We start from the raw sequence: 26,976 nt of genomic DNA, 5'->3' as shown, positions 1-26,976 counted from the left end.
GTATAAAACCACAACTTTACCATTGATAATTGCTGCTGCCGGGTTAAAAGTATCGTTGGATTCCCAGGCAACGGCTTTTTTCAGGATCGGGTCCATAAACATGGCGCCGGGATCAGGGGAGATTATCGGGTTTATGCCGGCAGGCCTTTTGAACCCGCCGAAAGCCCAATCAGGCAATTTGTGCTGTTGCGCGCACGCGGTGCTGGAAATCCATAAAAACCCAATTAAAATTCGGACAGGCTTCGTAAAACGTTTCATTACTTCTAAATTATTTTCTGTACTTCAAAATAAAGGTATTGTTCAAATTTTGCCCATGCTTCTTTTACCACCTAAAAATCATTGTCTTTTTTTGGTTTCTGTACCCAGATAATCCACCAAATTTATGGGCATAAAAGAAGCATTGGCATTATTTCTTGGATAAAGTTAAACAGGCTCAACCCATTGCAGCTTTCAATTTAAATAACCAATTGGTTCCGGCCCAACAATTTCGGTAATACCAATAACTGTTTTTACAAAGATCCACCTTCAATCAACTTAGAGTCTATGCTTAATTCTTGTGCCACGGTACTGCCTGCAATACAGGCCAGCATCCTGCTAAAAGCCAGTTTTCCTAATTTATGGCCGCTGGTTTCTGTGTAAGTAATCTCCGGGTAATAGATTTTAGGCAAATAGCCGTCGCTAATCGTGATAATGCCTACATCCTTTGGAAACCTCAACGCTAATTTCTGTACGGCTTTCATTGCCCCGGCCAAAATCTCATCGGTCATACAAAAAACAGCATCCGGTTTGCTTGGCCCGGCAAAAGCTTCGAGCACAATTTGAAAAGCTTCTTCGGTATTGCCGGCATGAAAAGTAAAAATTTCTGTACCGGCTTGATATTTTTTGAAAGTATCGGTATAGCTTTTTAAGCGCCTTTTAGTGATAGAAAGGTTTTTGTTTCCAAATATAGACAAAACCGATTGTTTTTTTTTCAGGATCAACGCTTCTGCTGCCATGCTTGCTGCCAAACCATCTGCTACACAAACCTTGTTACAGGTTTCAAAAGCGGGCACTTTATCAAAAAAAATAACGGGGATCTGCTGGTTTTCTAATTTTAAAAAACTTTGAACATCTTCTGTTTTTGAAGTAATGGCCGCAAAAATACCGCTTACCCGGTTTTGTTTGCATTTTTTCAGGTTTTTCTGTTCCAAAACCGGGTCATCCCCAGATTGCAGGATAATGACAGAATAGCCGAACCGCGTGGCCTCTTCCTCTACCGAACTGATGAAAGAACGATAGAAATAACTGGAAATAGCAGGAACGATAATGCCAAATTCCTTGTTGTTGTTGGTACGCAAATGGATGGCATAGGCATTGGGTTCATATTCTAAAACGGAAGCCAGCTCTTTCACTTTCGTGCGTGTTTCTGTAGATATGTCGGGATGGTCTTTCAATGCCCTGGAAATAGTGGACACGCTTAAATTAAGCATCTCTGCCAATTTTTTTAAGGTTACTTCGGGTTTCATAAGTAAAAGGGCATATAAAGGTAGAAGTTTTAAACAACAAACGTTTGCGGAAACAGGTGCAGAAGAAATATAACAAAGCCATTGTAAAATTATTGTTGCTTTTTCTATCTTCGAAGCACCAATTATTAGGTCAATATATAATATAATATCAGTTCAAGTAATAATTCGAATCCTCATCCGGCTTTTTATAGCCGTAAGAGTTTTGTTTTTATAAAAATTTATATCATCAACTTTTACAATAAATTGGTTTTAACATGAGCATTTTTAATGTGTTTATCGTCATCCCAATGCTGCTGCAAAACCCAACCCTGCCTTTGTGTGCCGGGTTACGGGCGGGCAAAGGTTCTGTTCATGTTGTTCCGTCAGCAGGCGTTTTGCTTGCGTTGGCTACCATATCTGTAAATTAAACTTAAAAAAATGAAAAAAAACGCGTACCTAACCCTATCCCCGCACTAAAATTACAGGCATAAAAACAGTATGCTTCTTTTATCCTGTATTAATTATCAAACCAATTAAACCCAACTTTATGAAATTAAAACGACTACTCCAACTTGGTTTTTTTGCCCTGATCTGCTTTGTTGTACAGCCGGTAATGGCGCAAAACAAGGTAATCACCGGTAGAGTAACCGATAGCAAAGACAAATCAGCCTTAATTGGCGTATCCATTATTGTAAAAGGTTCCACCACGGGTACCAATACCGATGCAAGCGGCAGTTTCAGGATCACGGTCCCGGCTTCGGCCACTACTTTGGTGGTTTCCTACATCGGTTATACTACCAAAGAAGTTTCCATTCCGGCATCAAATAATGTTAATGTTACCTTAACGTCAACAATGAATGCCTTAAATGAGGTGGTAGTTGTCGGTTACGGTACGCAGCGTGTAAAAGATGCAACGGGATCTGTGGCTTCGTTAGGCCCTAAGGATTTTAACAAAGGTATTATATCTACACCCGACCAATTGATACAAGGCAGGATAGCAGGTGTTCAGGTAACTCCATCAAGCGGCGAACCTGGTGGAAGTGCCTCTATCAACATCCGAGGTACTGGTTCAATCAGGGCAGGTAATGACCCATTGTATGTAATAGATGGAGTTCCTATTACTAACGATACCTATTCGGGATCAGGAGCTACAACAGGCTCTCTTGGTTCATCATCGGCAAGAAGCCCGCTTTCATTTTTAAATCCTGCCGATATTGAAAATATATCTGTTTTAAAAGATGCCTCTGCTTCTGCTATTTATGGGTCTCGTGGTGCAAACGGAGTTGTATTGATAACTACCCGCAAAGGCCGGGCAGGGCAGGGAATACAATTTTCAGCTAATACCACTGTCGCTACTACCGCAAACAGATATAAGTTATTAAATGCTTCACAATTTGTACAAGCAGTTAACGGCATTGGTGCCGATGCGTCAGCGATTAATAAAGGGGCAAATGTGGATTATCAGAAAGAGATTTTTCGTACAGCACTGTCCCAAAGCTATACTTTAGGTTTTGGCGGTGCAAATAAACAAGGTTTTACTTACAGGGCTTCTTTTGGGTACGACGATCAGAATGGTATTGTTAAAAAATCAGCTTTAAAGCGTTTAACCGGCCGTATAAACGCATCCCAATCTTTATTTAAAGATGTGTTAAAATTTGACCTGAACTTTTTGGCATCAAACGTAAAAAACACATACGCACCAATTACAGATAACGCAGGGGCGCAGGGAAGTTTGATAGGGGCAGCATTAACGCTAAACCCAACCTATCCGGTAAAAAACCCTGACGGAACTTATTACTTTGATGGCAGTAACCGTAACCCGGTTGCTATGTTAAACCAAATAGATGATAAAGATAACATTGACAGGTATTTGGGAAACTTTGGTGCTACGTTAAAGTTAACTAAGGATTTAAGCTACAGAGGGACTTTTGGCAATGATTATTCAACATCTTTAAGAAAAACTTTTTACGATCCAAATTTAGCAGGTTACACAGAATCAGACAACGTAAGGGGGCAATCAATTGCTGCAATTACTGGAAGCGGCCGTGGCCAGTTACAATATGTTACACTTAGTTCGCAAATTACAGAACATACTTTAACTTATGATAAGAAATGGGAAGATAAAAGTGCCTTAACCGTTTTGGGAGGTTATTCTTACCAGGTATTTAAAAACTATGGCCGTAATGATGTTAGGTCAAATACAACTACTCCAAATGTGTTGGTAAAAGATATTAACAACTTTACCACCAGAGTTCCTATTTATGGTGATTCAACAAAATACGAGCTACAGTCGTTTTACGGCCGGGCTAATTATTCATATAAAGACCGTTATTTGGTTACTGCAACAGTACGTACAGATGGTTCATCTAAATTTGGTGCAAACCATAAGTATGCTACCTTTCCTGCTTTGGCAGTAAAATGGAAAATAATGAATGAAAGTTTTGCCCCAAAAAATTTATTTGATGATCTAAGCCTGCGTTTAAATTATGGTAAAACAGGTAATCAAGAATTCCCTGCTTATCAATCCCTTGCCGTAAACCAATATAATTTTGGTAACAATAGTACAACTTTATTGTACTCTCCAAATCCTGACTTGAAATGGGAAACTTCCACCCAATACGGTGCAGGTATTGATTTTGCAATCTTAAAAGGCAGGTTAACAGGTAGTATTGATTACTTTAACAAAAACGGAAAAGACCTTTTATTCTTTCAGTATTTCTCAGCTCCTGCGCCTTCTCCCGGACAATGGATCAATTTACCTGGCAACAATATAAACAAAGGGCTTGAATTAGGTTTAAATTTTGCTGCTGTACAAGGCAATAAGTTTACTTGGGATATTGCCTATAACATGACCATCTTAAAGAATACAGTAAAGAATTTTGCCCAACGGGTAGTTAATACCGGTGCAATAAACGGGCAGGGCTTATCAGGTGCGTTTTCTCAGGTAATACAAAATGGTTACCCGTTGTTTACATTTAAAGTTGCCCAATACAATGGTTTGGATGCGAAAGGTTTTGCAATTTATCCTAATGGTATTGATGCGGCCACTTTACAAGGAAGTGCTTTGCCTAAGTTTACCGCAGGTTTGACCAACAACTTTAGTTACGGTAAATGGAATTTAAGTTTTTTCCTGAATGCTGCAACTGGTTTTTACGTATATAACAATACAGCCAATGCTTATTTTTACAGAGGTAACTTAGTAACCGGCCATAATGTAACAACTGATGTGGCTTTTACCAATGAGAATGCGTTAAACTCAGGACAGGTATCAACACGCTGGCTTGAAAAAGGAGATTTTTTACGTCTTTCAAATGCTACGTTGGGTTATACATTTAATTTAAACAACAGTAAAACTTTCAAAACTTTAAGGTTAAACCTAACTGGCCAAAATTTACTCCTGATCACCAACTATTCTGGTCTTGACCCTGAAATTAATACTAATAAGCAAATTAACAATGTACCTTCAAGAGGAATAGATTACACTTCTTACCCTAAAGCACGTACAATTACATTTGGTTTAAACGCAGGTTTTTAAATACATGAACATGAAAAATTTAACATCGAAAATAGGAATGATTGCTATGGCAGGACTTGTATTTACTGCCACGAGTTGTACCAAGTTGAACGAAGAACTTTATGGGTCAAAATCAGTTTCCACTGGTGGCGCAGGCTCTGCTTCTGATTTGAACGGTGTATATGCCCAATTAAACGGGCAAACAAACCAGGCAAATACTTATGCTTTGCAAGAACACCCAACTGATGAAATGATGGGTCCAACCAGAGGTACAGATTGGGGTGATTTTGGTGTGTGGCGTAAACTACATACACATACATGGGATGCCTTTCACCAACAGGTAAGCGATACTTGGGATGAATTGAACACAGGTGTTTACCGCGCAACACAGGTAATCAATACCTCCGGTGTTTCTACTCAAAATAAAGCGGAAGCCAGTTTTTTAAGGGCTTATTTTATGTTCCAAGTTGTTGATTTATATGGCAAGGCACCCTTTAGGGATCCGTCAGCCTCTTCGGATGCAAACCCGATTGTTTACAACCGCAGCGATGCTACAGATTTTATAATCAAAGATTTAGAATATGCAGACACCAATTTAGGTACTGCTGCTGTTGCGGGGCATGCAAGCAAAGCTGCTGCAGACGCATTGCTGGCCAAAGTTTATTTAAACAAGGCTGTTTACAAAGCTTCTGCCGTTGGCGGGCCTTTTACTTTTGTTGCAGACGACATGAACAAAGCTATTGTTTATGCAAATAAAGTAATAGCAGCCGGCTATCAATTAACGGGCCCAGGCAAGTATTTTGATAATTTCTCTTGGAATAATTCAACACTTAGTCAGGAAATTATATTAGGTTTAGTAAACACATCTTCAAACGCCCCTGCCAATGCACACAATCGTTGGCGAATGGTTATGCACTACAACCAAAGTCCAAGTGGCTGGAACGGTTTTACTACACTTGCTGATTTTTATAAAACTTTTGAATCTAAAGATGAACGTATAGGCGGATCGTACCCAGGTTTAACTAATCTAAACGGTTTAACAACCGGATTTTTACTCGGGCAGCAATATGGCCCCGGCCATGTTGCCTTAACTCAAAGAAACGGTTCCCCATTAATTTTTACACCCAATGTTGATTTAAATTATTCTACAGAAGCCCAAGGCATCAGGGTGATCAAATATTTTCCTCAACCAAAAGCAGATGGTTCTGTAAATGATGATTATGCAACCAATACTTATGTTCTCTTGCGATATTCGGACGTGTTGTTAATGAAGGCCGAGGCTATTATGAGAGGCGGAACTGATCCTAACGGTCAAACCGCACTTGCAATAGTTAACAACATCAGGACAACACGCGGGGCAAGTGAATTAACCGCACTTGATGCTAAAGCTTTATTGGCCGAAAGAGGCCGCGAATTGTATTGGGAAGGCTGGAGAAGGAACGACCAGATTAGATTTGGAACATTTAATGACCCTGTTGACCAGCGGCCTTCGGCATCTGATAAATCACGTACCGTTTACCCAATTCCACAACGTGCAGTTGATTCTAACCCAAACCTTACACAAAATGCCGGCTATTAACAGGCCTTACTTAAAAATTAAGGTTAACTGTATGCTTCTTTTATGCAGGTAAAAACAGTAAGGCGTGTATTTTTAATAATTGTAAAACTTAAATTATAGTGCTAAAAGAAGTATTGCTGATGCAATGTTTGTAACAGGACGGTCAAGCATTTAGTCATTAATTTTTATTTCCTAATATTTTAAACGTAGCGGTAAAATCGCTACGTTTATTGTTATATATGATACTGAAGAAGATTCTGATTTGTGTTTTTGCCGCTTTATGGTTTGCTTTTTCCGCTTGTTCCGGCAAAAAAAACACTTTATTTACTTTGCAGGATAATGGCGAAACAGGCATTGATTTTGTAAACACCGTTACCGAAACCAACCAAACAAATGTGTTTACCTTCCGTAACTTTTACAACGGTGGCGGCGTGGCCATCGGCGATGTTAATAACGATGGCCTGAACGATGTGTTTTTAACTTCCAACCAAAACGGAAACCAGCTTTACCTGAACCAGGGCAACTGGAAATACAAAAAAGTAACCGACCAGGCAGGCGTTAAAGGCACCAAATACTGGAGCACCGGCGCAACGATGGTGGATATCAACGGCGATGGCTGGCTGGATATTTACGTTTGCCACAGCGGCAATAAACCCGGAGATTTGCGCGGAAACGAACTCTTCATCAACCAGCACAACGGTACTTTTAAGGAGGAAGCCGAAAAATACGGTTTGGTTGACGGCGGTTTATCTACCCAGGCCATTTTTTTTGATATGGATAATGACGGCGACTTGGATTGCTTCGTTTTAAACAATTCTTTCCGGCCGATCGGTTCTTTTGATTTCAGCTCGAATTTGAGAAGCATGGTTGATAAATTGGGCGGGGCACGTTTGTACCGAAATGATAACGGACACTTCACCAACATCACCAAAGAAGCGGGCATTTACTCCAGCGATATTGGTTTTGGTTTGGGTGTTTCGGTGGCGGATATGAACCAGGACGGCTACCCGGATATTTATGTTTCCAATGATTTTTTTGAATGCGATTATTTATACATCAACCAAAAAAACGGAACTTTTAAAGAAGATATCCAGGCAGAAACCGGCCATTTAAGTTTGGCTTCGATGGGTTCTGATATTGCCGACATCAACAACGATGGCCAGTATGATATTTTTACCACCGAAATGTTGCCCGAAGGCGATCTGCGGTTGAAAAAGATGACTTCTTTTGAATCGTACGATGTGACCAAGCTAAAACAACACGACGGTTATTTTAACCAATATTCTCAAAACTGTTTGCAGTTAAACAACGGCGACAATACTTTTTCTGAAATTGCTTTTGCCAGCGGTGTTGCCGCTACCGATTGGAGCTGGGGCGCTTTAAGTTTTGACATGAACAACGACGGTTGGAAAGATATTTTTGTTTCCAACGGAATTTATAAAGATTTAACGGACCAGGATTACATCGAGTTTTTGGGCAACCGCGAAAACATGGACAAGGTGAGCGAGAAAAAGAAATTTAACTTTCGTGATTTTACGGATAAAATGAAATCAACGCCCATTCCAAACTACGGCTTTTTAAACAACCAAAACCTTACTTTTACAAACAAAGCTGCTGATTTTGGTTTGGATCAGCCTTCGTTTAGCAATGGTGCTGCTTATGCCGATCTGGATAACGACGGCGATAACGATCTGGTAGTGAACAACGTAAACATGCCGCCCTTCATCTACAAAAATAATACCGATAAAAACAGCAACCATTACTTGCAGGTAAAGCTGCAGCAGCAAGGTTTAAACCGTTTCGGCATCGGTACAACCATCAAAGTGTTCAACAAAAATACTTCCCAAATTTATTACAACCAGCCAACGCGCGGTTTCCAAAGTTGTACTTCGCCCAATTTATTAACCATTGGTTTAGGTAAAAACACGATGGTTGATTCGGTACAGATCATTTGGCCGGGCGGCAAATACGAAACGGTTAAAAATTTGAAAGCCAACAAATGCTATACTTTTTACGGCAAAAATGCTTTGGCTACTTACAACTTTAAAAAAGCACCGGTAAAAACAGTATTGAAAGAAACTGCCAAAAGTTTGTTCGACAGCATCCCAAAACATACCGAAGATGATTTTATTGATTTTGATAACGAGAAGTTGATGCAGCAGCGGCTTTCGATGGAAAACCCTTTTATGGCTGCTGGCGATATCAACAAAGATGGTTTGCAGGATTTTTATTTTGGCAGTTCCAAAGGCACGGCAGCGGCTATTTATGTGCAGCAAAAAAGCGGGAAATTTAAAAAATACGTTCCTGAAGATTTTAAAAAGCAATCTTACTTAGAAACTGCAGGGGCAGCGTTCGGTGATTTTGATGGCGACGGCGATGAAGATTTGATTGTTGGTGTTGGCGGAAATGCCGACGAAGCAGGTACGCCGATTTATTTCCCCCGCTTCTTTGAGAACGATGGCAAAGGCAACTTTCACCGAAATATGGATAAAACAATTCATGCTGCTGTCAATGCTTCCGTGGTTATTGCCTGCGATTATGATAAAGACGGCGATTTAGATTTGTTTATCGGCGGCCGGAGCGTACCCGGCACTTATGGTTCGTCCCCAAATTCTTATGTTTTCCAGAACAATGGCACGGGTCATTTTAAAGATGTTTCTAAAGAAGTTCTGGGCGCAAATACCAAATTGGGCATGGTTACCGCAGCAAAATGGGTGGATATAGATAAAAACGGTTTTCTGGATTTGATCATTGCCGGCAACTGGATGGGTATCAAAAAATTGATGAACAACCACGGGAAATTTACCGAAGACAAGCAATTGGAAAATTACAAAGGTTTGTGGTGCAGTCTGGAAGTTGCCGATGTGGACGGTGATGGCAACTTGGATATTATTGCCGGGAATTTAGGTTTAAACTCCAAATTCCGGGCTTCGGTTACCGAGCCAATGAAAATTTATATTAAAGATTTTGACGGAAACGGCACGCGCGAATGTGTTACTTCGATGTATAAAACAGACCATGTGGAATACACGCTGAACATGCGCCAGGATTTGGTTGGGCAAATGCCGCTGTTTAAAAAGCGTTTTTTACGGTACGAAAGTTACGCCGGCAAACCGTTTAAGGAAGTTTTTACCGATGAAATGTTAAACCAGGCCGAAGTGCATGAAGTGAATGATTTGGCTTCGGCAGTTTTTGTTAATGATGGTAAAGGGCATTTTAACTGCAAGCCTTTTCCTTTTCGTGCCCAATTATCCTGCATTAATACCATTTTGTGTGATGACATCGGCAACAACGGCACAAAAACCATGATGATGGGCGGCAATTTTTATGGTTTTAAACCCGAGATTGGCCGTTTGGATGCCAGCTACGGGCTTTTTTATCAATATAATAAAAACGGGTTTAAATACGTAGAACCGGCAAAAAGTGGGTTGAAACTAAACGGACAAGTACGTTCATCTTTAATCATCAAAAATAACAAAGGCGGAAAATACTATTTGTTTGGGATTAATGATGAACCGTTAAAAGCGTTTCAACCGCAATAATTAGAATGCTTCTTTTAGCACATAAAAATAGATAGGTTAATGGCAGATTGTTCATGGCTGAAAGCTGACTGCCCTTCACCAATTTTTATGTGATAAAAGAAGCATCAGCATCAATCCAACAAAAAACAAAACCGCGCACTTAAAATCATTTATGCAACGATTATTGATCTTCGGTTTACTGTTATTGGTTTACTGCTCCTGCAAAAAGCAAAAAGCAGGCGAAAAGGTATTTAAGCTGTTGCCGCCTTCGCAAACCCATATCAATTTCGTCAATAAAAATACAGCTACAGATTCGGTTAACATCCTGGATTACTTGTATTTCTATAATGGCGCTGGTGTTGCTTCGGCTGATTTTAACAACGATGGTTTGGCCGACCTTTATTTTGTATCGAACCAGGAATCCAACAAATTGTACTTAAACAAAGGCAACTTAAAGTTTGAAGACATCACCGCAAAAGCAGGCGTTGCCGGAACAGGAAGTTGGAAAACCGGCGTAACTATTGTAGATATCAACGGCGATGGTTATAAAGATATTTACATTTCGGTAGTTGCTAATTATAAAGGTTTTAAGGGGAAAAACCAATTGTACATCAACAACCACAACCTTACTTTCACCGAAAGCGCCGCTAAATACGGGCTTGATTTTTCAGGTTTTTCTACCCAGGCATCGTTTACCGATTATGATAAAGACGGTGATTTAGATATGTTCCTGCTCACTTCATCCGTCCATAGCAACGATACGTACGGCGATTCTACCCAGCGTTTTAAATACAGCCACGATGCCGGCGACCATTTATTCAGAAACGATAACGGGCATTTTACCGATGTAACCCAAGCTTCCGGCATTTATGCTTCACCGATTGGTTATGGTTTAGGCGTGAGTGTGGGCGATTTGAACAACGACGGCTGGGACGATATTTACGTGAGCAACGATTTTTTTGAGCAGGATTATTATTACGTAAACCAGCACAACGGCACGTTTAAAGAGCAGCTAAAAAGCGCGTTCGGGCATACCAGTTTGTTTTCGATGGGCAACAGTTTGAGCGACGTCAATAAGGACGGACACTTGGATGTGCTGACGACCGATATGCTTCCCGAAAACATCAAAGACCTCAAATCAACCATTAACGATGAACCGCTGGATATTTACAACCAGGAAGTAAACAGCGGTTTTTATTACCAGTATTCTAAAAACTGCCTGCAAATAAATGTGGCCAATGGCAAAAAGTTTATGGACATGAGTTTGTATGCCGGCGTTTCGGCAACAGATTGGACGTGGTCGCCTCTGGTGCAGGATTTTGATATGGACGGAAGGAAAGATATGTTTTTCTCGAACGGTATCAAAAAGCGGCTTAATGATATGGATTACCTGAAATATCTGGGCGAGCCGGGCTTTACCAAAGATTTTTTGGCAAACCGGCGTTTCGATCGGGATAAGATTGACAAGATGCCGAACGGTGCCGTACATAACGTTTTTTATCATGGCGAAGCTGATTTAAAATTCTCGGATTTTTCTGCCACAAACGACATGACCGAGCCAGGCATTTCTGCCGGTTCTATTGCCGTGGATTTGGATAACGACGGCGATCTGGAAATTGTTACCAATAATATGGACAGTCCGGCTTCAATCTATCAAAACACAACGATGGAAAACCGCGCGCAAAACAAGCCTGCATTTCTCAACTTCAACCTAAAATATAAAGCAAACAACGTAGATGCCATTGGCGCGAAACTGTTTTTAAAATCAGGCAAAACGGTTGACCACCAAGAGGTACAAACCAGTAATGCTTTTGAAAGCGGACAAAGCCCGGATTTGTTGTTCACTTTTACAGGACAAGAAAAACCTTCGGAGTTGTTAATTATTTGGCCGGATAATTCTTATCAAACTATTCATCAATTCAAATTCAACCAAAAAACAACGTTGGTTTATGATGCCAGGCTGGTAAAAACAACGGATGATTTAGCAGCTTTGGTTCGGCAATTTTTAAAACCAACCGAAAAATTTACCGATAAACAAAGCACGGCAACGTTGCTGGCCGATGTAAAAACCTTTGATACGCCCGATTTTAATTACTATTATTTGTTGCCGCATTCGTATTTGCCGCATATGCCGGCCATTGCCGTTGCCGATATTAACCACGATGGTTTTGATGCCATTTACGTTGGCGGGATAGCGGGCGAGGAGAAATACTTGCTGGTAAATGATGCAAAAGGAGGTTTTAAAAAAGTTGTTGTGCCTGCTTTTAACCAGTTTAAGGAAGCTGCCGATACCGACGCACAATGGGTTGATGTAAACCGGGACGGCCTGTTGGATTTAATTGTTGCTACCGCTAACCATCCGTTTTTGGAAAATGATAAAACCATGTCGCCGCGCTTGTACATCAACAAAGGCAACTATCGGTTTGCGTATCAGCCGCTACCGAAAATGCCGGGGTACTTCACCAAAATGTTTTTGTACGATTTTAACAATGATGGCTTAATAGATGTATTTCTCTCCAAAAGTATTTCCTTTCGGGATTATACTGCACCTGCGCAGCAAGTAATTTTGCTGAATACCGGAAAGGGGAATTTTGAGATTGCTGCTAAAACAAAGTACCAGGAAATCACTCAAATTCCTTACATCACAGACGTTATTTCGGCAGATATTGACCGCAATGGAAAACCGGATTTGGTGGTTACAGCAGAATGGCAGCCGATCCAAATCTTTTTAAACGATGGGAAACAGCTTTCCAAATTTAACTTGCCGGTTCTTGAAAATTTGCAAGGCTGGTGGCAAACGGCTGCTGTTGCCGATGTGGACCAGGACGGAAAATTGGATTTGGTTGCCGGAAACTGGGGCTTAAACAATAAATACAACGTTACCGCCGAAACGCCGCTTTTTGCTTACAACAGCGATATTGACCGCGAAGGCAAGAATGACTTGATCTTGTCTTACAATTTTCAGGGCAAATATTATCCTTTCCGGCCAAAAAACGATTTGGAGCAGGAGTTGCCGTATATTAAAAAAGAGTGGCTGAGTTTTCAAAAAATGGCGGATAAAACAACCGACGAAATTTTTAAAGACCGTCTGGATGAAACGCACAAACTAAGCGCAAATATTTTCAGCAGTATTTTTATCAGCGATATTTTACATGCAAAAACTTACCGAAAATTGCCTTATCCATATCAACAAGCACCCATTCGTTCGATGGTTTCTATGCCAAATAACGGGTTGTTGATCAACGGAAACTTTTGGGGCGTGATCCCTTTTGAGGGAAAATACGATGCTTTAGGCTTGGCCGGTTTGAATTATGATTCCAAACAAAAACAATTTTCGGCACCCAATTATTGGGTCAGCCCGGCCTTTAATTTTGAGGAAGTAACGTATTTGTATCCCATCAAAACAAAAAATATAACTTCTATGCTGCTGATGACTTACGATGGAAAACTGTTGCTGGTGCATTAGCCGATGCTTCTTTTACCGGCATAAAATTGGTGTTGAAGTTTTAAATTTAGGCTGATAAAAGAAGCATCAATAATTAAAGCTGGTGCCGCTGAAATAAAACTAAAAAATTGGATAGTAAATTTTGGTAACCCATTTTGCCGTATCGCTTTCTTTAAATCGGTTGGTAATTAAGGATTCAAAAGGCATGGCGGGCGAAACAAGGTTATGTTCCTTTTTGTATTTTTCTAACTGTTTAAAGGCATTACGCGTGGTGTTTATTCCGCCTTTTACGGTCGTTTCCAAAATATTTCCGCCTAAAACCATTTTGTTGACCACCATATTTTTTGGCGGTTGGATTGCTTTGTTTACCGGGATTCCAACCATTACTTCGTACTTTTTATAATCCGTTTGGTGTACGTTGAGCATTGGTGCGTCGGTTTCTTTGGCTTGCTGTTTCCGGATTTCCTGCTTCAATTGATCAACCAAAGCGTAAACCTGCTTCATTTCCGGGTATTGCTGAATTATAATATTGGTGGCCAAAATAATCGGATCTTTCACTTTGCTAATCCGCACGTCCATTTGGTAAACGTTCCGGTCGTCTTCTACAAAACGCTTAAAATGGAGCAAAATAGCATTCATGTCTTTTTTAACCCGCTTCATTTGCAAATAAGCAGTAAAACGGCTGATTGGGTTTAAACTGCTCGTTTTAACACTGCTCCAGTTCAGCTTTACTTTGTCTGCATCGGTAGCCATAAAAGAAAGCTGCGTATTTAGGCTGAGGCCGGGATTGCTGATCAGCAAAACCACATCATCATTGTTAAGTTGTTTTATCGTGTACAAATGGTTGTGGTATTGGTATTCAAAATCCGAAGCAGCAGTTCCGGGCCACCACTTTTTCCACTCTTCTTGGTGCGCTAAAAACTGAAAGGCATGTGCATCACTCGTATTTACGGTGATATTATTGATGGAAATTTCGGTTGGAATTAAAAAGTACACACCTGCCAAAACAAGGACGAGCAGTAAAAACAGACCGGCAAAAATTCTTTTTAGCATAAACAGCAACAATGTTTTTAGGATAGAAATGAAGCAAGCATCAGTTTTAGATACTTGCCATGTAGCATAATCAACAATAATTTAACTGCGAATTACCGTTTTTTAGGTGATAAAAGAAGCATCAACAATCTGTAACGCATCAACCCGGGATTGAAGAAATGATACCAATCCAGTTGGTTTACCAGCCAAAACCATAGCACAAACAGCAGGGGTGTGATAAACAGTAAAGCATTTCGTAAACGTTTGCCGGATTTTTAAATTTCCTAATATTGTGATACCAAAAATTTCTTGCCTAACTTAGCCCAACCAATTATTTAATAACCTGAAGCAGCATTAATTAATCGTACAAAATACTAATTATAAACCTGCCTTTTATGCCTGTAGCAAATCCATGAAAAAAGTTCTGTTTGTTTTATTTCTTTTAAACCTGCTTCAGCCCAAACTCTTTGCTCAAAACATAAACCCCTGGCGTATCACCGCCGATAAAATTGACCCTGCAAATTATTTTGGCGTTACCGTTGCCAATGGCACGATCGGGATTGTTTCTTCCCCCGAACCTTTTAAAGTGAAAAACGTGGTGCTGGCCGGGGTTTACGATCAGTACGGAAGAGGCCGCGTGAGCAATTTCCTCAACAGTTTCAACCTGCTGAACATGAATTTGGACATCAACGGAAAACGTTTGGATGCCAAAGCCGTCAGCAACATGCAGCAGCAACTGGATATGCAGCATGCTTCTTTTACCACTACTTTTTCTTATGGTGATGATGCAACGGTAAAATATACTTACTATTCGCTGCGCCAACTGCCGTTTACGGTTTTGATGGATATTTCTATCACAGCCAAAAAAGACATCACCATTACCCCTGCCAGCGTAATGGAAGCACCGGATGCTTTGCGCGATGTGCAGAATTATTACAACGAGATTGACCGGCCGCATGTAACGTTGAAGCTGCTTACTTCTACTGCCAAAAGCCCCACGGGGAAATTGCAGCTTTGCGCTTCCACCAGTTTTTTGTTTAATGAACCGCACGGACAGGAGCCAGCCGTCATCCACGAAATGTGGGACAGCAACATGCACCTGATGAAATTCAGCAAAAACCTGAAGGCAGGGGAAACTTATACTTTTTCGGTGGTTGGATACTCCATTACTTCTGTCCACCACGATGACCCGCTGAACGAAGCCGAACGTTTAACCATTTTTGCACGGTTGGAAGGGCACGACCGCTTGCTGAAATTTCATAACCAGGCCTGGGATGAGTTGTGGAAAAGCGACATCTGGGTTGAAGGCGACGCGCAAACCCAGCAGGATGTGCACAGCATGTTGTACCATTTGTACTCGTTTTCGCGTGCCGGAACTGCTTTTTCGCCTTCGCCAATGGGGCTTTCCGGTTTGGGTTATAACGGCCACGTTTTTTGGGACACCGAAGTTTGGATGTACCCGGCCTTGCTGGTTTTGCACCCCGAAATTGCCAAATCATTGGTCGAATACCGTTTTGAACGGTTGGATGCCGCACGAAAAAATGCGTTTTCCCACGGTTTTAAAGGAGCGATGTTCCCCTGGGAAAGTGCCGGAACGGGCGTAGAAGAAACGCCGGTTTGGGCTTTGAGTGGTCCGTTTGAACATCACATCACTGCCGACGTGGCCAATGCGGCCTGGAATTATTACTGTGTAACACAAGATAAAACCTGGCTGCGCGAACGCGGCTGGCCTATCCTTTCTGCCTCGGCCGATTTTTGGGCAAGCCGGGTAGAACGGAACGGAGCCGGGCATTTCGACATCAAAAATGTAGTTGCTGCGGATGAATGGGCAGAAAACGTAGATAACAATGCCTTTACCAACGCCGCCGCAAAAGTAAACCTGCAAAACGCAGCGGCAGCAGCTAAATTATTAGGATTTCCGGCCAATGCAGACTGGGCTTTGGTGGCACAAAATATCCCGATCTTAAAAATGGCTGATGGTGTAACGCAGGAACATGCTTCCTATCACGGCGAAGGAATAAAGCAAGGCGATGTAAACCTGCTTCCTTATCCGCTGAAAGTAATTACTGATCCGGCACAGATTAAAAAAGACTTAAGTTATTATGAAACACGGATTCCGAATGAAGGGACACCAGCCATGACGCAAGCTATTTTTGCCTTGTTGTATGCGCGCTTGGGCGACGGCGAAAAGGCCTACCACTGGTTTAAAGAATCTTACGAGCCAAATTTGGTGCCGCCGTTCCGGGTAATTGCAGAAACGAAAGGCGGAACAAACCCTTATTTTGCCACGGGTGCAGGCGGCATCGTTCAAAGTTTGCTGATGGGTTTTGGCGGATTGGATATTACGCCAACTGGTATCACGCAAGTCAAAAGCAAGCTTCCTGCACAATGGAAATCGTTAACGATTACAGGCGTGGGCACTGAACATAAAACTTATACGGTTAAATAAAATTGAAAAAACAATTTTCCATATTCACTCCAACTGTTTGCCTGCTTCTTTTAGCAGGCAAATTTTTATCAAATTTTTAAATGAGCATGAAACGCCTTCTTTTTTTTATGACAGGAATTGTTGTTTTGTCCTCCTGCAAAAAAAACGACTACAAACAAATCCTGCACGACCCGGCCATGTACAGCCGCACGGTACACGAACTGAACAGTATTGTGATGGGCAATAACTTTACGCCGGTTGTTGCTTCCAGAAACTACGCTTATGCCAATATTGCTGCTTATGAAGTAATTGCTGCCGGAAACCCGCAACATTATACTTCTTTAAGTGGCCAGTTAAATGGCTTAAAAGATGTACCAAAACCCGCAGCAAGCGAAAAAATAGACTTTGAATATGCTGCGTTACTGGCTTTTTGCGGCGTTGGGCAAACGGTTACTTTTCCCGAAGGAAGCATGCAATATTATACCGATAGTTTGCATACGATGGCTAAAGAACACGGGATGCCGGATGAAATGATTGCCGCATCCGAAATTTATGCCAAGCAGGTTACTGCGGCGATTGTGAAATGGAGCAAAGGCGATAATTATTTAGAAACCCGCAGCGCTTCTAAATATTCGGTCAAAAGCAATATTCCCGGCCGATGGATACCAACGCCGCCTTCGTATGCCGCAGCCGTAGAGTCGCACTGGCAGGAAATCAGGCCGATGTTGATGGACAGCGCCAGTCAGTTTCGCGTTCCTCCGCCGCCGGTTTATAATATAAGTGATAAAAACAGTAAGTATTACCAGGAAGTGAAATACATGCTGGATGTTACCGGCAAACTAACGCCAGAGCAAAAGGAGATTGCTGATTTTTGGGACGATAACCCGGGGAAATTAAATGTCATGGGCCACGTGCAGTACATCACCAAAAAGTTTTCGCCGCCCGGCCATTGGATGAGCATTGCCGGAATTGCTGCCGAAAATGCCAAAGCTGATTTCCCGACGACGGTTTATGGTTTTGCCAAAACTTCGATTGCTTTGTTTGATGCCTTTATCCAATGCTGGGACGCCAAATATTTCTACAACACCGCACGACCGGAAACCGTAATTACCAAATTTTTTAATGCCGATTGGCGCCCGCACTTGCAAACGCCTCCGTTCCCAGAATATACGTGCGGCCACTCGACCATTTCTTCTGCTGCTGCCGAGGCTTTAACCAGTGTTTATGGCGATCATTTAGCTTACCGCGATACTTCTGAACTAGAGTTTGGCATCAAAAGCCGGTCGTATAAATCCTTTCGGGCTGCTGCGGAAGAAAACAATTGGGCACGCTTTTACGGCGGTTTGCATTTTCATAATTCCTGCACGGTTGCACACGAATATGGGAAAAAGGTAGGGGATTTGGTGGTGGATAAATTGGTGATGAAGAAGTGATGTTTTTTAATCCAATAATTATCCCGAATGCTTCTTTTATGCCATCAAATTTTACCCGATAAAAGAAGCATCCAACAATTTAAGGGTTAACATGATACCTATTCATCAAATCCAGCAAAACACCATTCGTCCAGCCAAAACCATCTTGCAACGGATATTCGCCGCCGCCTGCTTTTACATCCGTATCCACCACATTGTACTTTTCCATTAATTTGCCGGTTTGTTCAAAAACCCGGTTGTTGATGCCGGTCCATCTTTCGGCCACCTCTTTGGCCAGTTCTTTTTGCTGGTATTTTTCCAACCCGTCAATCGCCATGTACTCCAAAGGCGCCCAGGCGTTTGGCGCATCCCATTGCTGGCCTGTACGGTTAACGGTACTGACCAAACCGCCGGATTTTAAAAACTTAGTTTTTAATTTTTGCGCTACACTTTCCGCCTGGGTTTTTGAAGCCAGCCCAAACGCCAATGGAAAAACGCCGGCAAGGGTTTCAACCGGAGAAAGCTGCTGCAGCTTCCAGTTATAATCCATAAACCAACCTGCTTTTTCATCCCAGCAATAAGCTAAAATTGCTTGTTTCCGTTGTGCCGCTTTGTTTTGATAAAACTGTTTTTGCACTGTGTTTCCTTGTAAGGCATAAGATTGTGCAATTACGGTTTCCAAATGGAACAGCAAACAGTTTAAATCAACCGGAATAATATTGGTGGTTTGGATCGTTTCCAATTTGCCGGAAGCATCAAACCAACGGCTGCTAAAATCCCAGCCGGAAGCAGCGGCGGCACGGATATTATGGTAAAAATCAGGCAGTTTTTGTTTGGTTAATTTGGCTGCTGCTACATCTTGTTTGTAAGATTCTTCCCGCGGCTGGTCGCTCGTGTCCCAGTAGCGGTTTAATAAAGTTCCGTCATTCAGCCTGACAGAAGTTTTAAAAGCCTGCCCGTTTTTTAAGTTATCCGCCCCATTCATCCAGTATGCGTATTCTTTTAAAAGTTCGGGCTGATAACGAACTAAAACTTCATTGCCTTCAATTTTTGCCAGCAAACTGACCATCATGGCAAAAAATGGCGGCTGCGAACGGGTTAAATAATAAGTGCGGTTTCCGTTGGGGACGAAGCCAAAGCGGTCAATCAAATAAGCAAAATTGTCCACCATGTCTTTGATCAACTGGTTTTTGTGGCTTTGCTTTAAACCCAACATCGTAAAGTAAGAATCCCAATAATAAACTTCCCGGAAACGGCCGCCAGGAACAATAAAATCGTACGGCAGCGCAATTAAAGAAGAATAGGGAGGAACCGCATTGTGTTTTCGGTACAACACCTGCCACAACGTGTCAATATGTTCGCGAATGCCGGCTTTAATATCACTCGTAAAATTATTGCTGCTAGAACCGGGCGCAGTAAAATAAGCATCCACGAATTGTTTCAGGTCGAAATCCGGTTTGTTTTTTTGCTGGTTGTAGGCTTTTAAAATAATTGCGGGATATTGTTTTGGGAGGGCATCAACAAAAGTTTTATTGTCAGGATAAACGCCTGAAAGCTGCACTGCCTGAAACAAGCCCGGGAATAATTGTGCCGGTGAAAGTTGCTGCGCCTGGGTAAGGGCAAAAATCAAACAGGCAATGCATACGGTAAAAAACTTTTTCATTAATGTCGGTTTAGGCTGATGAGGTAAGTGCAAATTTACAAACCTGTTTTAATTTCTTTCTGCCAATTTTCCGGATGCTTCTTTTATCACCTAAAAATCAGTGTGGTTTGTAGGGTATGGTTACAGCCCGAAATTATAGTGGTAAAAGAAGCATTCAAAAAATAAGTTAAATAGCTTTTCAGAAAAGGCATTTCCTTTTCAGCCTTTTGGTATTTCGATGCCTTCTTTGGCAAACTCGGTATAAATATCGCCCATCACGCTGCTTTTTAAACTTAAATAACGGGTGATCTCTGCTGCCCAAAACCAGGCCCTAAACTCAATGGCTTTCTCGCCAAAGTTGTTTAAAAAGATAGAAGGTTCCGGTGTTTTCATGATGTCTTCGCGGTTGGCAATCACCGTGCGCAAGATCTCTTCAACTTTCAGCACGTCCGACCCGTAAGCAACCCGCACCAAAAGTTCGACCCGGCGGTTGTTGTTGTTCAGCGTCCAGTTTACCACATGCTGGGATATCAGGTCGCCGTTTGGTACAATCAGTTCCGAGCCATCGCCACATTCAATTTTGCTGGAGCGGATGCCTATTTCTTTAATCGTGCCGGATTTCCCGCTCACTTCAATAATATCGCCTACCTGTACCGGTTTTTCTACCGCCAAAATGATGCCCGATACCAGGTTGTTCACGATGTTTTGCAAACCAAAACCGATACCCACGCCCAAGGCACCGATGATGATCGTTACTCGGTCCATCGGGATGCCGGCTGCCGTTATCGCCACAAAAAAGCCAACCACAAATACCGTTAAACGGATCAGTAAAATAGAAGACCTGGTTTTTTTGGCCTGCGGCGTAAGCCAGGTTTGCTGTTCGGGGTTGTCAAAAAAATAACTGATGAGACGGGCAAGCAAACCGGATATCCAAATAATGACCATAAAGATCAGCACACTGCGAAACGTAAAGGCCGTACTGCTGAACTTGTAGGGACGGTTTAAAAAATCGCTGGCCGCATCGTAAATATAATCATCAATGGTGAGGTTTTTGGCCAATGCAACCAGCCAAAGCAAGGCCGCTGCTTTTATCATATTGGCTTTGATCTTTGTTTGCAAGGCATTAAAATCAAAGTAAGAGGACGCGTTTTTTCTTTTGTCCGTTTTGCCGGCTTCCAACTGTAAAAACAGGCCCTCCATTAATATTTGCACCAAAAGGTAAAAGCCCATGGCCAGGCAAAGGTTTAAGGTACAGGTAACCCCCACTATTTTGGCCAGGCTAAACCTTCCTGCCGCATTTAACAGAACCGATATGGCCTGCAAAGCGATAAACAGTTTTAAGATGGCATCGGTATAAGGCGGATAAGCTGCCGATGAATTTTCTAACTGCCGGATCAGCCTAAGTGCGTGATAAATAATAAAGGCTGACAGCAACAGCAGGATAATCCTGTCGGCATAAGTTATTTGAATCAATAGACTGCTGATACAATAAATTATGGCCACTAAAAACAGCATGGCCCAAAAGCTAAACAAGGGCTTCGGCCAGTAATTTTTGATCAACAAGCCGATAGAAGCCATCATAACCAGGAGCATGGTGTGCGAAAAAACCTGTGCAGGATGATCGTAAAAGTAAGGCGACAGGATGCTGGTCACCGTAAGGGCCGACAAAAGCGGGTGCTTTATAACGTAATGGGTTTGGTTGAAAATGCTTTGATAACCTTCGTTAAGCTTTTTGATCTTTTGCCTGCTATAAATTATCCAAATTAAAAAACCGATCAGCAACAGCACGCTTATCAAATGCGGCCAGTAGTTTGATTTGCTGGTGAAAAAGTATCTGTACAGCCTTGTGTTAAGCTTATAGGTTTTGACCAGGGCAGAATCCAAACGGTTTTTACTTTCCTTTTGGTGCATGTCCCAGATAAAGCCATACTCGTTTGTCATGGCCTTGACCGTAAATTCATGGATCCTGAGGTCAATCCTGTCGTCCAGGTCAATCATCAAAATAGAAAGCGAAGAAACCCGGTTTTCCAGCAGCCCGATTTTGATCATTGATTTTTCGGTGCTGCTGTCCAAGCCTGCCCACTTTTTTTCCAATGCGTTTACCTGGATCAGGCTTCTTTCCCGCAAACTACTGTCGGCAGGGGCGGTGCGCAAAGTAGAATCTGCTTTAAATTCTGCAATATCGGCGCCTGCTTTGTCAAGCTGGTTGTTATACAGGGTAAGCTGGTCCTGCCAGGTGCCCAACTGGTCTTTCAGGTGGTCAATCATGCTGCGTATCGTAACCAGGTTTCCATACGTAGTCGAGTTGTTGATGATTGTGCGCATCGAGCCCATCCTCCTTTCTAATTGGGGCAGGTTTTGGCTGATATCCAATGTATCGAAACCTTTGGAAAAATCCGAATTGATCTCGGTATAAGCACTGTTATAATCTTCAATCTTCCCCAAAAGCAGGTTCAACGAACTTTTTGAGTGTTTAAAAGATCGGATCACGGAATCCCTTTCCAACACTTTTTCGCGCAGAGAATCCCTGACCGAGCGGTGCGCCTTTGCCTTTTTGTTTTGCGCCAGTCCATTTTGCAGGGATGAAAGCAGCAGCACAACAGACAGAAAAATATAAACCGGCTTGAATGGGTTAAACATAGGTTGTTTTTGTTTTTATCGGATTTTTAAACCCGGTAATGTGGAAAAAAGCTTAGGGCGAAGATAGTTGCGCTACCGTTTTATTCCAACACCGGGAAAGCCAAGCCCTTTTTTCAAACCTGTTATACACGGTAACTATTGTAAAGGGTACATTTAATTGTTGAACAGAATCGGTTTTGACGATTGTTTTGGCGATGGTTTAATTCCTATTCAAGGTATTGCCGATGCTTCTTTTATCGGGTAAAAAACAAAGTCATCCCCCTGGCCTCCTTCAAAGGGGGAAAAGGGCCAGGGCGCATACCTTTCTATCACCAGATTTTAAACGTTAGAAAGGTAGGCGACAGGCTTCCCCTATAGAAGAGGAAAGAGAGCCAGGGTTTTTACTTTTTCATCTCCAGATTTTAAACGTCAGAAAGGTAGGCGATGTACTTTCCCCCTTTGAAGGGGCCAGGGGGATGAATTGCAGCCATAGTAAATAGCCTTGTTCTGACAAAAGAATCAGTTTAAATAACATCCCTGTGCAAGCTATTGCCGATGCTTCTTTTATCTCGAAGTTTTTTAAACTCAATTCCGGATGCTTCTTTTAGGGCATAAAAATTAAGGACACACCCCTGGCCCCTCTCGAGAGGGGAACCTGCAAACGACGCCTTTCTAAACGTTAGAAAGGTAGGCGCCATATTTCCCCTCTCGAAAGGGGCAAGGGGTGTGTTTTTTTATCTTTTTTACCGGCATAAAAGAAGCATGGCCAGAAACAAACAAAGTTTCTGCACATTTAGCCAAAAGCCTTGTTTTAGGCAGAAAACACCGGTGCCAAACAACCGCAAACAAAAAGACACAAGCGGAAACTTGTGCCTTTTTTAATCACCGGCCAGCTTATGCTGAAACCAATAAACCTTATTTTATCGCTGCAATGGCGGCCGTATAGTTTGGTTCGTGGCCAATCTCCGGCACTTGTTCTTCATAAACAATTTTGCCCGTTGGGTCAACCACAATCACGGCGCGGCTCAGTAAACCTTTCATCGGCCCGTCGGCAATTTGTACGCCGTAGGTGCTTCCAAAATCGCTGCGGAAATCAGAAAGCATCACCACATTGTTGATGCCTTCGGCACCGCAAAACTGTTTTTGGGCGAAGGGAAGGTCTTTAGAGATGCATAATACGGTTGCATTTTTTAAGCTGGCCGCATCTTCGTTAAATTTCCGTACCGATTTAGAGCAAACGCCCGTGTTTACACTCGGGAAGATGTTCATGATCACGTACTTGCCTTTATAGTCGGCCAGGGTTTTGTCGGAAAGGTCAACGCCGGCCAGAATAAAGTTTTTAACAGGCGTGCCCACGGCAGGCAGTTTGCCAACGGTATGCACGGGTTTGCCGCCCAGCGTAACGGTGGTGCCGGTTGTGTTTTGGGCAAAAGAAGCCGTGGCCACCAACAGGCTGGCAAAAGCTGCCAACAGCAATTTACGGAAACGGGTTGTGGTTGGGGTTGTCATAGCGTTTAGTTTTAGTTTGAGATGGGCAAAGGTAACAGATAAACGTAGAAGATGGGTGCGGGGGTTTGTGTTTTGATAAACATATTTGATGGGGCGTCGGCTCCTGTTTTTATAGAAGGATAACCACCATGCTTCCCCTCTCGAGAGGGGTTAGGGGTGTGTTTCTTTATTATTTAACGGGTCGTTGCCCTGTCTTTACGTTCTTTTTGCTTGAACAAAAAGAACCAAAAATTCAAGCATTTCGGATTGCCTCCGGGCGGCATTCAACCCCTCGCTCCTGGGCGCATACCTGCAAACGGCCCTGGCAATTCAACAAAAACAAAAAAGCTGCATTCCAACCCACTTAATTTATGCCGATAAAAGAAGCATTTGAAAAAGATTGTTGAACAAGCGCAAGATAACCGCTGGCATTCCAAAGCGGCAGGTCTGCACCCAGGCGGGCAGGGCCGAACGGGTGCGCGGACGAGCGATCAGCCGTTCTTGATCTTTTGGTTCTTTTCCATCAAGGGAAAAGAACGAATACAAGCAACCGCAGGTTTGCGCAACGGTAACGGGTCGTTGCCATGTTTTTACGTTCTTTTTGCTTGAACAAAAAGAACCAAAAATTCAAGAATGCCGGATCGCCTCCGGGCGGCATTCCTCCCCACGCTCCTGGGTGGCTACCTTGCAAGCGGCCCTGGCAAATTCAACAAAAACAAGAAGCTTTTATTTTCAACCCACTTAATTTATGCCGGTAAAAGAAGCATTAGGAACGGCCCTTTCACCGCAACAAAAACAAGAAGCACAAAGGCAACAGCAACCATTTTTCTTAAACCCGCATCAATTCGAAAAAACCGCCGCTGCCCTTTCTATCCGCACAAAATCTTCTTTTGGCGAGTCGCAGGTGGGGCAGGGGTAAGCGGTTAAAGCTGCAAAACCGGTCCCGGCCGCAATGCCGTTTGCTTCGTCGCCCCAGGCTTCATCATACAGGCTCAGGCAGTTTTTGCACTGGTAAACGAAGTACGTGGCTGCGTTTGAAACGCTTTCTGCAACAGGTTTTTCTGTGGCGATGGGTTCTTCTAAAGCCGATAAACTGTAATAACTATCGCACAAAGCAATCAGTTCGCGGCCAAGTTCTTCCTGTTTTAAATGGCTTTTGTAAACGATGAGGGTTTTGTTGTTGGGGTTGAAATCCGGCGTGTGCAAAATTTCAAACGGTGCTTCCGTTTCGGGCGCAGGCCGTTTCCGGATGATGACCGAACCAAATAAACCCGACTTTAAATGTGTTTTGATGGCGAAACAAAGGCGGTAAGTGCGCAGGTCGGCTGCCTCAAAAGCTTTTACCAATTCCTGCTTCAGGTGCAAACCTTCGGCACAATTGTCTTCCAACTGCCAGTTCAGTTCATTGGAGGCATGGCGCACGTTGATGCGGTGCTGGTCCAGTATCTTGCCCCAAAAGTGGCGGTCGGCAGGCGCAATCTCCTTCACCAGCAAAGATTTCCAGGGCGTAATGTGCAACTGGCCGACACGCGTTTTCAAACACAATTTACAAATGTCTTTTAAAAGGGCGATGGCAAAAGTTTCGTTGCGCCGGTAAATGCCCAGCCACAATTTGTTGTTTCCGTACTTGTTAAAGCCCTCGTAGTAAGGCAAAGAAAATTCTGGCAGCTTTAGCGGTTGTGGTATGGGCTGCACGGGCATACTGTTTTTACCGACAATTTTTTGGTAAAGCAGTGCCTTGGCGTTGATGTCGGGCTGATCGTAAAACAGGTTGCGGTTATCCAAAATTTGGCTTTCAACCAGTTTGCTTAAAGCGGGGATATCTTCGGAATAAATCAACGACGGCCAGCAATACAACTGGTTGGTTTTGGGAAAGCGGACGTATAAAAACCAGTAGTTGCTCACTTCGGAAGCAATAAAATTGAGGTTGCCGGTAAAAAACGGGACAAAGGTTTGGTTGGCGGCCACCAGGTTGACCTTGAGTTTTGGGCGATGATCAAACAGGTCGAAAATATCTTTGTAAACCCCTTCGCGCAGCCAGCCCGGATGGTCAAAAATATCATCGGTAACATACGAACTCATTATGTTTGGGTGTTCGTCGGCATCAACTTCGTAATGGATGTCGGCCATCAGCAGTTCGTGGTGCAGGTCTTCCAGCAATGCTTCTTTTACCCTGAAAAAAAGTTGCTGGCGGTTGCCAAAAACCACTTCGCCTGCGCCTGATTTTTCGGCAATAGCCAGCACTTCCTGCAAATCGCCCGGCGAAATCAGGCCGCCCGGCAGGTTAACTTTAATCAGATGTCCGCTTGTTTCTTCCATTGGTTTTTACACTGCTTTTTCCAACAAGTTGTCCTCTAAATATTCTTCCAAAATCCTTTTCACTTCCGGCCGGCAAGAGCCGCAACCTGTCCCGGCACCGGTTGCCGCGCTCAGTTCTTTCAATTCGGTACAGCCGGATTTGATTTTCTGGCAGATGTTTTCGGCGCCCACATGATTGCAACTACACACCAATTTGCCCAACACCGGTTCTGCCTTTTTTCCGCTGCGCAGCAATTGCAGGCGTTTACCGCTCAGTTCTGTCTGGCTGGCAATCAGTTCTTTAAACTCCTGGAACTCGTTTTTATCGCCGATCAAAATTGCGCCAACCAATTTATCCTGGTAAACGATGCACTTTTTGTAATAGCGTTTGGCCTTGTCAATAAACACAATCTCTTCATAACCGCTTCCTTCGGGGCATTCCGTCAGGCCGATGCTGCACAAATCAAAACCATGGATTTTAATGATGTTCATCAGCAAGCTGCCCTGGTAAAAAGCCGCAATATCGCCGCTTAAA

Annotated in this window: 15 protein-coding genes and 1 pseudogene; 7 read left to right on the top strand and 9 right to left on the bottom strand. The window is 42.8% G+C overall.

What is annotated here, in order from left to right; all coding sequences use genetic code 11:
• Together V5804_RS17420 and V5804_RS17415 are read right to left on the bottom strand one after the other, a co-directional pair.
• Positions 1 to 258, bottom strand: a pseudogene (locus V5804_RS17420) (hypothetical protein); the annotation flags it as partial.
• A 251-nt stretch (positions 259 to 509) separates the two neighbouring features.
• Positions 510 to 1,505 carry a LacI family DNA-binding transcriptional regulator gene (locus V5804_RS17415; RefSeq protein WP_369592689.1) on the bottom strand — a complete coding sequence of 332 codons (996 nt, stop codon included), beginning with the start codon at positions 1,503 to 1,505 and terminating at the stop codon, positions 510 to 512.
• 254 nt (positions 1,506 to 1,759) lie between these two features.
• Between V5804_RS17415 and V5804_RS17410 the strand changes: the two genes are divergently transcribed.
• The 5 genes from V5804_RS17410 to V5804_RS17390 all read left to right on the top strand — a co-directional run bounded on the left by V5804_RS17410 (position 1,760) and on the right by V5804_RS17390 (position 13,543).
• Complete coding sequence (locus V5804_RS17410; protein ID WP_369592688.1) at positions 1,760 to 1,912, top strand: hypothetical protein; 153 nt, start codon at positions 1,760 to 1,762, stop codon at positions 1,910 to 1,912.
• Between the two features lie 119 nt (positions 1,913 to 2,031).
• On the top strand, positions 2,032 to 5,019 hold the full coding sequence (locus V5804_RS17405) for a SusC/RagA family TonB-linked outer membrane protein (protein WP_369592687.1): 2,988 nt from the start codon (positions 2,032 to 2,034) through the stop codon (positions 5,017 to 5,019).
• A gap of 10 nt (positions 5,020 to 5,029) precedes the next feature.
• Positions 5,030 to 6,577: a RagB/SusD family nutrient uptake outer membrane protein gene (locus V5804_RS17400; RefSeq protein ID WP_369592686.1), complete on the top strand. Its 1,548-nt coding sequence runs from the start codon at positions 5,030 to 5,032 to the stop codon at positions 6,575 to 6,577.
• 218 nt (positions 6,578 to 6,795) lie between these two features.
• A complete protein-coding gene (locus tag V5804_RS17395) occupies positions 6,796 to 10,098 on the top strand; it encodes a VCBS repeat-containing protein (RefSeq protein ID WP_369592685.1) in 3,303 nt (1,100 codons plus the stop codon).
• A gap of 151 nt (positions 10,099 to 10,249) precedes the next feature.
• Complete coding sequence (locus V5804_RS17390; RefSeq protein ID WP_369592684.1) at positions 10,250 to 13,543, top strand: FG-GAP repeat domain-containing protein; 3,294 nt, start codon at positions 10,250 to 10,252, stop codon at positions 13,541 to 13,543.
• Between the two features lie 99 nt (positions 13,544 to 13,642).
• Here V5804_RS17390 and V5804_RS17385 read toward each other — a convergent pair whose 3' ends face one another.
• A complete protein-coding gene (locus V5804_RS17385) occupies positions 13,643 to 14,575 on the bottom strand; it encodes a hypothetical protein (RefSeq protein ID WP_369592683.1) in 933 nt (310 codons plus the stop codon).
• 391 nt (positions 14,576 to 14,966) lie between these two features.
• Between V5804_RS17385 and V5804_RS17380 the strand changes: the two genes are divergently transcribed.
• Positions 14,967 to 17,003: a glycoside hydrolase family 65 protein gene (locus tag V5804_RS17380; protein ID WP_369592682.1), complete on the top strand. Its 2,037-nt coding sequence runs from the start codon at positions 14,967 to 14,969 to the stop codon at positions 17,001 to 17,003.
• Positions 17,004 to 17,110: 107 nt separating this feature from the next.
• Positions 17,111 to 18,415, top strand: a complete 1,305-nt coding sequence (locus V5804_RS17375; protein ID WP_369592681.1) for a vanadium-dependent haloperoxidase — start codon at positions 17,111 to 17,113, stop codon at positions 18,413 to 18,415.
• Between the two features lie 79 nt (positions 18,416 to 18,494).
• On the opposite strand, the gene treF is transcribed toward V5804_RS17375, so the two are convergent.
• From treF to V5804_RS17345, 6 genes are all read right to left on the bottom strand, one after another.
• Positions 18,495 to 20,057 (bottom strand): alpha,alpha-trehalase TreF, encoded by a 1,563-nt coding sequence (gene treF / locus V5804_RS17370; protein ID WP_369592680.1) that lies wholly within the window; start codon positions 20,055 to 20,057, stop codon positions 18,495 to 18,497.
• 198 nt (positions 20,058 to 20,255) lie between these two features.
• Positions 20,256 to 22,676, bottom strand: a complete 2,421-nt coding sequence (locus tag V5804_RS17365) for a mechanosensitive ion channel domain-containing protein (RefSeq protein ID WP_369592679.1) — start codon at positions 22,674 to 22,676, stop codon at positions 20,256 to 20,258.
• Between the two features lie 894 nt (positions 22,677 to 23,570).
• Positions 23,571 to 24,164: a thiol peroxidase gene (gene tpx, locus V5804_RS17360; RefSeq protein ID WP_369592678.1), complete on the bottom strand. Its 594-nt coding sequence runs from the start codon at positions 24,162 to 24,164 to the stop codon at positions 23,571 to 23,573.
• 348 nt (positions 24,165 to 24,512) lie between these two features.
• Positions 24,513 to 24,689 (bottom strand): hypothetical protein, encoded by a 177-nt coding sequence (locus tag V5804_RS17355; RefSeq protein ID WP_369592677.1) that lies wholly within the window; start codon positions 24,687 to 24,689, stop codon positions 24,513 to 24,515.
• Positions 24,690 to 24,983: 294 nt separating this feature from the next.
• On the bottom strand, positions 24,984 to 26,462 hold the full coding sequence (locus tag V5804_RS17350) for a rubredoxin (protein WP_369592676.1): 1,479 nt from the start codon (positions 26,460 to 26,462) through the stop codon (positions 24,984 to 24,986).
• Positions 26,463 to 26,468: 6 nt separating this feature from the next.
• On the bottom strand, positions 26,469 to 26,976 hold a 508-nt coding region (locus tag V5804_RS17345; protein ID WP_369592675.1), incomplete at its 5' end, for a (2Fe-2S)-binding protein.

It is taken from the genome of Mucilaginibacter sp., assembly GCF_041088075.1.
Taxonomy (GTDB): domain Bacteria; phylum Bacteroidota; class Bacteroidia; order Sphingobacteriales; family Sphingobacteriaceae; genus Mucilaginibacter_A.
Note: the sequence above shows the minus strand (reverse complement) of the source record. Positions and strands in the feature narration are given on the sequence as shown.

Excerpts from the sequence above, each read along its gene's own strand:
- V5804_RS17415 (WP_369592689.1), bottom strand. The coding sequence starts at position 1,505 with ATGAAACCCGAAGTAACCTTAAAAAAATTGGCAGAGATGCTTAATTTA.
- V5804_RS17410 (WP_369592688.1), top strand. The coding sequence starts at position 1,760 with ATGAGCATTTTTAATGTGTTTATCGTCATCCCAATGCTGCTGCAAAAC.
- V5804_RS17405 (WP_369592687.1), top strand. The coding sequence starts at position 2,032 with ATGAAATTAAAACGACTACTCCAACTTGGTTTTTTTGCCCTGATCTGC.
- V5804_RS17400 (WP_369592686.1), top strand. The coding sequence starts at position 5,030 with ATGAAAAATTTAACATCGAAAATAGGAATGATTGCTATGGCAGGACTT.
- V5804_RS17395 (WP_369592685.1), top strand. The coding sequence starts at position 6,796 with ATGATACTGAAGAAGATTCTGATTTGTGTTTTTGCCGCTTTATGGTTT.
- V5804_RS17390 (WP_369592684.1), top strand. The coding sequence starts at position 10,250 with ATGCAACGATTATTGATCTTCGGTTTACTGTTATTGGTTTACTGCTCC.
- V5804_RS17385 (WP_369592683.1), bottom strand. The coding sequence starts at position 14,575 with ATGCTAAAAAGAATTTTTGCCGGTCTGTTTTTACTGCTCGTCCTTGTT.
- V5804_RS17380 (WP_369592682.1), top strand. The coding sequence starts at position 14,967 with ATGAAAAAAGTTCTGTTTGTTTTATTTCTTTTAAACCTGCTTCAGCCC.
- V5804_RS17375 (WP_369592681.1), top strand. The coding sequence starts at position 17,111 with ATGACAGGAATTGTTGTTTTGTCCTCCTGCAAAAAAAACGACTACAAA.
- treF (WP_369592680.1), bottom strand. The coding sequence starts at position 20,057 with ATGAAAAAGTTTTTTACCGTATGCATTGCCTGTTTGATTTTTGCCCTT.
- V5804_RS17365 (WP_369592679.1), bottom strand. The coding sequence starts at position 22,676 with ATGTTTAACCCATTCAAGCCGGTTTATATTTTTCTGTCTGTTGTGCTG.
- tpx (WP_369592678.1), bottom strand. The coding sequence starts at position 24,164 with ATGACAACCCCAACCACAACCCGTTTCCGTAAATTGCTGTTGGCAGCT.
- V5804_RS17350 (WP_369592676.1), bottom strand. The coding sequence starts at position 26,462 with ATGGAAGAAACAAGCGGACATCTGATTAAAGTTAACCTGCCGGGCGGC.